Annotated in this window: 7 protein-coding genes; 5 read left to right on the top strand and 2 right to left on the bottom strand. The window is 48.9% G+C overall.

Annotated features, from left to right (window positions below; genetic code table 11):
• Nucleotides 1-14: 14 nt before the first annotated feature.
• The 4 genes from gatB to AC0YN4_RS21300 all read left to right on the top strand — a co-directional run bounded on the left by gatB (nucleotide 15) and on the right by AC0YN4_RS21300 (nucleotide 5820).
• Complete coding sequence (gene gatB / locus AC0YN4_RS21285; protein ID WP_090983214.1) at nucleotides 15-1457, top strand: Asp-tRNA(Asn)/Glu-tRNA(Gln) amidotransferase subunit GatB; 1443 nt, start codon at nucleotides 15-17, stop codon at nucleotides 1455-1457.
• Between the two features lie 112 nt (nucleotides 1458-1569).
• A complete protein-coding gene (locus tag AC0YN4_RS21290; protein ID WP_475784181.1) occupies nucleotides 1570-3450 on the top strand; it encodes a DUF4097 family beta strand repeat-containing protein in 1881 nt (626 codons plus the stop codon).
• Nucleotides 3451-3533: 83 nt separating this feature from the next.
• Complete coding sequence (locus AC0YN4_RS21295; RefSeq protein ID WP_090983210.1) at nucleotides 3534-3968, top strand: Fur family transcriptional regulator; 435 nt, start codon at nucleotides 3534-3536, stop codon at nucleotides 3966-3968.
• Nucleotides 3969-4092: 124 nt separating this feature from the next.
• Nucleotides 4093-5820: a glycosyl hydrolase family 18 protein gene (locus AC0YN4_RS21300; protein ID WP_475836700.1), complete on the top strand. Its 1728-nt coding sequence runs from the start codon at nucleotides 4093-4095 to the stop codon at nucleotides 5818-5820.
• 65 nt (nucleotides 5821-5885) lie between these two features.
• On the opposite strand, the gene AC0YN4_RS21305 is transcribed toward AC0YN4_RS21300, so the two are convergent.
• On the bottom strand, nucleotides 5886-6260 hold the full coding sequence (locus AC0YN4_RS21305) for a YgzB family protein (RefSeq protein ID WP_475784183.1): 375 nt from the start codon (nucleotides 6258-6260) through the stop codon (nucleotides 5886-5888).
• Between the two features lie 143 nt (nucleotides 6261-6403).
• Between AC0YN4_RS21305 and AC0YN4_RS21310 the strand changes: the two genes are divergently transcribed.
• Complete coding sequence (locus AC0YN4_RS21310; RefSeq protein WP_475784184.1) at nucleotides 6404-7279, top strand: nucleotidyltransferase-like protein; 876 nt, start codon at nucleotides 6404-6406, stop codon at nucleotides 7277-7279.
• A 115-nt stretch (nucleotides 7280-7394) separates the two neighbouring features.
• Here AC0YN4_RS21310 and AC0YN4_RS21315 read toward each other — a convergent pair.
• Nucleotides 7395-7678: hypothetical protein (locus AC0YN4_RS21315; protein WP_475836701.1), on the bottom strand; the 284-nt coding region annotated here is incomplete at its 5' end.

Raw genomic sequence — 7678 nt, forward strand, 5'->3', positions numbered from 1 at the left:
AGGAGGGCTAAACGATGTTTGAACCGAACACTTACGAAACGGTAGTCGGGCTGGAAGTGCATGTTGAGCTCCATACGAAGAGTAAAATCTTCTGCGGCTGCTCCACCTCCTTCGGCGCCCCGCCGAATACTCATACATGTCCGATCTGTCTCGGACACCCTGGTGTGCTGCCGGTACTGAACCGTCAGGCACTGGAATTCGCGATGAAAGCAGCGATGGCACTCAACTGCCAAATTGCCGACATCAGCAAATTTGACCGTAAAAACTATTTCTACCCGGATTCTCCGAAAGCGTACCAAATCTCGCAATTTGACAAGCCTGTCGGCGAGCATGGCTGGATCGACATTGAAGTGAACGGCAAAACCAAACGCATCGGCATTACGCGCCTTCACTTGGAGGAAGATGCAGGCAAGCTGACGCACGTCGAAGGCGGTTTTGGATCGCTGGTCGATTTTAACCGTGTCGGTACGCCGCTTGTCGAGATCGTTTCCGAGCCGGACCTTCGGTCGCCGGAAGAAGCGAAAGCTTACCTCGAGAAATTGAAAGCAATCATGCTCTATTGTGATGTATCCGATGTGAAGATGGAGGAAGGCTCGCTTCGCTGCGATGCCAATGTCAGTCTGCGTCCTTACGATCAGGAGCAGTTTGGCACACGTGCCGAACTTAAGAACATGAACTCCTTCCGTGGTGTACAACGCGGTCTTGAGTATGAGCAAATGCGCCAAGCGGATATTCTCGACAGCGGCGGCAAAGTTGTTCAGGAAACACGCCGCTGGGACGAAGCGCAAGGCAAGACGTTCTCGATGCGCAGCAAAGAAGAAGCACATGACTACCGCTACTTCCCGGATCCTGACCTTGTGCAGATCCATATCGACGAAGAGTGGAAGGCGCGTGTCTTGGCATCCATTCCGGAGCTGCCGGATGCACGCCAAGCTCGTTACACAACTGAATTCGGTCTCCCTTCCTACGATGCAGGTGTCATTACGGCTTCCAAGAAGCTGGCTGATTTCTTCGAGGAGAGCCTTCAATTTACGAAGGATGCCAAAGCGGTATCCAACTGGATCATGGGTGATTTGCTCGGCTACTTGAATGCAGGCGGCCTTGAGCTGGAAGATATCAAGCTGACAGGTCAAGGACTCGGCGAGATGATCGGTCTGATGGAGAAAGGCACGATCAGCAGCAAGATCGCTAAGACGGTCTTCAAAGAAATGCTCGAAACAGGCAAACGTCCTCAGCAAATCGTTGAAGAGCAAGGCCTTGTTCAAATTAGCGACGAAGGTGCAATCGCAGAAGTGGTTGACCGCATCGTCAGCGGCAATCCCCAATCCGTCGAAGATTTCAAAGCCGGCAAAGAGAAAGCCATTGGCTTCTTAGTCGGTCAGGTGATGAAAGAAACGAAGGGCAAAGCGAATCCGGCGCTTGTTAACAAGCTGCTGCTTGCGCGCTTGAATCAATAACTACAATAAAAGAGGCATGTCCGGCGTCATCATGCGGACATGCCTCTTTTGCTGTGGGAAATTATGATACAATATTTGTAATCATCAACAGTCAGGAGGTGCCATCCATCTCATGAGGGAATCATCTCGAAGTACACTGCTTGCGTCGTTGCTCGCTTTTCTCATACCGGGCGGTGGACATCTTGCGCTGGGCAGGCATTTAACAGGCATGCTGCTGCTGCTTGGCACGCTGACCGATATCGCTGCAATGATTCGCTTTGCCGATGAAGGCGGAGGGAAATACGCACTGCTCATCATCTTTCTAGGATTGGCGCTGCCTTTCTTTTGGTTCTACAGCGTATTCGATACGCTCCAGCAGGCGGCGAAACAGCGTGAAGCAGCTGCGAGTCCGGCTATGGAAGAGTCGCCTCGTTTAGGAATAGGTACGTTTATTCAAGGTGTTGCTGTTATTGGACTGGCCTTTCTCTTGCTGGTGTTAGTCCAAGCGCCTGTCGTCTTTCAAACGATTGTAGATACGATAGGCACCTATGCACCGGGAATTGCTTTTATTGTACTGGCGATCGGTTTTGCCTCGAGGAGGAATAGAGTCATGTTTAAATTGGGGAGATTCACTGCTGCGGCGGTGATGATTACGGTAGGCGCATTGTTGCTCTGGGACCAAATTCGCGATCGCAATGATATGGAGCTGATCGGACAATGGTGGCCGGCGGCGTTTGTCCTGTTAGGCATTGAAGTCGTCATCATGAGCATTGTGCATCGAACAGCTTCCAAACGACCGTCCTTTGATATCGGAGGGACTTTCCTCGCTGCACTTATAGCGGTTACCGCTTTTGTTGTGACGCAGTTCGCTTCGATGCCATTTCGCTGGTTGGATGAATTTAAGGTGAATTTGACCGGAACGAGCGCCTACGGAGAAGAGAAAGGATTCCGTTATGCCAAGGAAACCATTCATGCCCCGGTAACGTCTGAGACTAGGGGGATCGAAATCGTGAACCCGAATGGCAAAGTTACCGTCAAGAAGGGGAATGTGAGCGAGCTGACGGTTGAATCTGTCATGTGGGTAGATGCAACTGAACAAACAGAAGCGGATGATACTGCCGGCAAGTCGGAAATCACGGTCAGCGGCGAGGATGAGCTCAAAATCGAAGCAAAAGGTCATCCGTATGGTGCTAACGGAGATCGTGTGCCGCGTATGAATATAGTAGTGACTGTGCCCACCGAGTCGGCGTTTGGGAAGCTTATCCCAACAGAACCCACTGAGTCGACAGATTCTCAAACAAACACTTCCGAGGTTTCTGACCAGCCCCCGACAGCAGACGACGAATCTACAGGCGCAGGTCAGCCCGATTCGGAAGATTCGACCAGTCCGCAGATCAATTACATCCAATCCGAACTCGCCATCCAAATTGTGAACGGTTCTGTCGATGTAACTGGGTTATCCTTACCCGGAGGACTAAGCATCAAAGCGACAACCGGTTCGATTACAATGCATGGCCTCACAGGTTCGGTGAAGGCTGATACCAAGAATGGCAGCATTGATGCCTCATCGGTAACAGGTGATGCGAAGCTCAGCACATACAACGGCGATGTCAAAGCAGGTTATATAACCGGCGCAATCGAAGCTTCTACACTTAGCGGAAGTATCAACCTGCAGCAAGTTACCGGCGACATCGATACGGATACGAAGAACGGCGAGATCATCATTAAAGAAGGAACCGGTGCGATCAAAGCGGATACCCTCAATGGTGATATTCAGATTGCGAGCTCTCAAGTCGGCGGCGACTGGGACATCGACAGTTCAATCGGCGAAATCAAGGTATCGCTTCCTCTGTATGGTAATTATTCGGTTAATGGCTCGGCTACATTTGGCGAAGTAACAAGCGATTTACCGCTCACAATCAGTAAGAAAACGATCCGTGGCAGCATTGGAACGGCGAATTACAGGATCAATATAGACGCGAACAGCAGCATTCAGGTAAATCGTTACAAATGATAAAATGATTCCCGCTTTCATTGACAAAATGAAAAGTATCCACGTACAATGGTTCTAACAAAAGCAGAAAGGACGTGTTGGGCATGGGTGCGACCGTTGAGCAGGCGCTTGAACAATTAAAAAGTACCGGCGTACGAATGACCCCGCAGCGTCATGCAATCCTAAGCTTTCTCATGCACTCCATGACTCACCCCACTGCAGATGAAATTTATAAATCACTTTCGCCATCTTTCCCTAGTATGAGTGTGGCGACCATTTATAATAATCTCCGGCTGTTTGTCGATGCGGGCTTGCTTCGCGAATTGACTTATGGCGATGATTCAAGCAGATTTGATGCCGACTTAACCGATCATTATCACGCCATATGCCGTTCATGCGGAACAATCGTTGATTTTGACTATCCGCCTCTAACGGATGTAGAAGCAGCGGCTTCCAAAGAAACGGGCTTTAAAGTAGAGGGGCATCGAATGGAGATTTATGGGTATTGCGCTGATTGCTCCGCGCGGCACACCAATTAACAAGCGATGATTGAAAGACTAATAAACGCGCAGGGGGAGAGGCAGCTCACCATCATGCGCGTTTTTTATTTGAAGAGTTCGCACATCAGTGGACTAGCTTAATTTGGAGAGGAGCGCTTCACAAGTGGAAACCGTACGTATGCGGCCTAGACGACAAAGTGGCGGCGGCTGGTTGAAATGGGTAGTACTTGCAAGCGGGATAGTGGCTGCGGCAGCAGGCATGTGGTTGGGATGGCAGCGTCTGGCGCCTAATAATACAGAAGTTAAACCGGAATATGGTGCAGCGCACCCGATTCTGTTTCATGGACAAGTCGCCGAAGGCGGTGCACTGGTTAATCAAGATATCATTAGTCTTCCCTTGAACTTCATTCATGATCAGTTGGGACTTAAGGAAGAAGTTTATTATGAAGCCAAGACCGGATCGATCGTTCTAACCAATGCGAATAAAGTGCTGCGGATGAAAACAAATGCATTAACCGCCACGATCAATAAGAAACCTTACCCGCTGCGCATCGCCGCGCAGGTGAAGGACGATGCCGTCTACTTGCCGATCACACCGCTTGAAGAGCTTTATGGACTTCATGCTGAATATAATGAGCAGGACGATATTATTACGATTATGCGGGCAGGAGATGCGGTTCAGCGCGGAGTTGTACAAGACGATGCGGTCATTAGACGCGGACCAACCATTAAGGAACCGATTGTAGATCGCCTTGCGAATACCGATATCGTGCGCATTTGGGGAGAGAAGGAAGGCTGGTATACGGTCCAGAGTACAGATGGTATCCTGGGATACGCCAAGAAACAAGATATTAAACTTACGGAAACGGAACAAATTAAACAGCATGTTGAACCGGCTCCTTTCACAGCATGGAAAGCCGTCGGCAGCAAAATCAATCTAACATGGGAAGCTGTCTACGAGAAAGCACCGGACACCGATCAAATCAGCGAGATGCCCGGTGTAAATGTCGTTTCACCGACGTGGTTCGAGCTTCTTGACGGCGAAGGTAACATTAGAAGTAAAGCGGATATGCATTATGTCAAATGGGCTCAGAACAGAGGCATGCAAGTTTGGGCGGTGTTCAGTAACGGTTTCGAACCGGAGCGAACATCGGCTGCCTTAGCGAAGGCCGATACTCGCCTGCAGATGATTCATCAGCTTGCTGCTTTTGCACAGATGTACAAGCTTAAAGGGATCAATCTTGATTTTGAAAACGTAAATACGTCAGACAAAGCAAACCTGGTTCAATTTGTTCGGGAGCTGACACCGCTCATGCATGAGCAGAACGTCGTTGTATCCATAGACGTAACGCCTAAGTCGAACAGTGAAATGTGGTCCTTATTCCTTGATCGTGGGGCACTGGGCAAGGTAGTCGATTATATGATGATCATGGCCTACGATGAGCATTGGGCATCCAGCCCTACATCGGGCTCGGTTGCTTCTCTGCCATGGACAGAGCAGTCGCTTTCGCGGATCATCGAAGAAGACGGGGTACCGGCTGACAAAGTGGTGTTAGGCATGCCGCTGTATGCTCGGTTATGGACGGAGAAGAAAGATGATTCCGGTAAGGTCAAAGTAAGCTCGAAGGCGCTCGGAATGGAAACCGTAAAGTCGATTATTAATGAACGCAAGCTTAAGCCGACTTTTGACGCCGATTCCGGACAGAATTACGTGGAGTACGAGGCTGATGGCGCATTGCAGCGCATATGGATCGAAGATGGAGTTTCTTTGAAGGCAAGAACCGCACTAGCTAAGAAATATGGAATAGCAGGTGTTGCGACTTGGCAGCGCCAGTTCCAGTCCGATGATATTTGGGCAATTATTCATCAATCCTTAAATAAACTCCCATAAAGCCAATGCAAAAACGCCCTTCACCGGCTAAAACCGGTCGAAGGGCGTTTCTATTATCGCGTATTCTAGGCTTGGGGCTGCGTGATTTCTTCTTTCTCTTCCGTATCATCCAAATCAGTTGCTTGGTTGGGATCCAGTGTCAGCTTCGTCTTGCAATACATACAACGATCTGTTTTGCCAAGCATCTTCGTATGTCTGCCGCATTCCGGGCAATTCAGGATAACTGCGCTTGTCGACAGCATGCCTGCCCAGAAGTAAACACCTACACTCGCCAGCATAGCGATCATACCAATGACCATAAAGATGCCCGCAAATATTTTACCGGCTTGTCCCCAGAAAACAATCCCGGCAGTACCCAGTATCATTAGTCCCATTCCAAACAGCGTGAACATAAGGCCCCAGAGCCGAAATTCATTGATTTTACTCGATTTACCGAACATATCACAAATCCTTTCTGACATTTACGTACGGTTTTCTAAGACCATAGGCAGGAAAACCTGCGTACATTGTCGAACAAGAGTATAAACAACTGCGAAATCATTATAGCTTAAACAACAGCATGAAGCTATATGGGGGATAGACCGTGGAACATATAAAGGCACATTTTAAAACAATTTTTGAACATAATGAGGCGCTGATCAGTTTGGCAGCTATCGAGAACCCGGTTCCGTACAATCCCATGATTGACGGATTGGATCTACTAATACTGGTTGTTTCTACGCAGAACGACCCAAACCGGGGTATCGAACATGTACGCATCGGCGAAGATCGAGTGCAAATTCGAACCGTATCACCTATAATGCTGGAGCAATGGACAACGGGCGGCGAGAACCGCAGCATCATACAATGGCTTGTTCGGGGGGAGATCCTGGTGGATCGAGACAATTACTTGTTTAACCTCCGGGAAAGCTTGCTTTCTTTCCCGGCATCCTTACGCGGACAGAAGGAATTGGTGGAGTTCTCACATTTCATTCGTTCTTATCTGCAGGCGAAACAGGATTTGCAGGATAACAATTTGCTTGATGCTTACTCCAACGTACTAACTGCTCTTCATCATTGGGCGCATATTGCGTTTATTGAAGAAGGCGTTCACCCGGAGCTTACGGTTTGGCGTCAGATGAGGCGGTTCAACCCAGGCATTTATAAACTATATGAAGAGCTGACCATTTCGCCGGAATCGCTTGAGAAGCGGGTGCAGCTGGTGTTGCTGGCTTGCGAGTTCTCGGTTATGAGCAAAATGAAATCGTCCTGCGGACTGCTCTTCTCCATTCTTGGCAGCCGCGAGGAGCCGTGGAGCGTGATGGAGCTGCAAACTCATCCGTACCTAAAGGACTTGCATATGGATTTGTCGCTGCTTCTGCAGAAGCTGGTCATGCGCGGGTATATCCGAGAGGTTGCTTACATGCCGCTTCTTGGGGATACAGAAGCGTTGGAACTGCGATATCACAGTGTTTCTTAGAAGGATTAATCGCGGGCAGCGTGCCCGCGATTTTTTTATTAACTAATGCTTGACGTACCATGCGGGCATGTGATAAATTCTTTATTACCGCCTCCGAGGCAAACAAGAAACAGCGTCATGCTGGCAAGCGAGTAAGAAAAAAGAAATAAAAAAAAGCTTGCAATTGAATGACCGGATGTGATATATTAATCAAGTCGCCGCTGAGACATGGGCGCACGAAAAACGAAGTATTTGTTCTTTGAAAACTGAACAATGAGCGACCAGTCAAATGGTCATAAATCGCGAAATTAACGTTTCGCAAAGCTAGTTTTTTGAATGAGCTACCAAGCGAATTCTTAAAAATGGCCAAGCCTTCGGGCTTACCACTTTTATGGAGAGTTTGATCCTGGCTCAGGACGA

This window comes from Paenibacillus sp. J22R3 (genome assembly GCF_056269305.1).

What these genes read in the sequence shown, in the direction of transcription:
- gatB (WP_090983214.1), top strand. Translation starts at nt 15, where the DNA reads ATGTTTGAACCGAACACTTACGAAACGGTAGTCGGGCTGGAAGTGCAT.
- AC0YN4_RS21290 (WP_475784181.1), top strand. Translation starts at nt 1,570, where the DNA reads ATGAGGGAATCATCTCGAAGTACACTGCTTGCGTCGTTGCTCGCTTTT.
- AC0YN4_RS21295 (WP_090983210.1), top strand. Translation starts at nt 3,534, where the DNA reads ATGGGTGCGACCGTTGAGCAGGCGCTTGAACAATTAAAAAGTACCGGC.
- AC0YN4_RS21305 (WP_475784183.1), bottom strand. Translation starts at nt 6,260, where the DNA reads ATGTTCGGTAAATCGAGTAAAATCAATGAATTTCGGCTCTGGGGCCTT.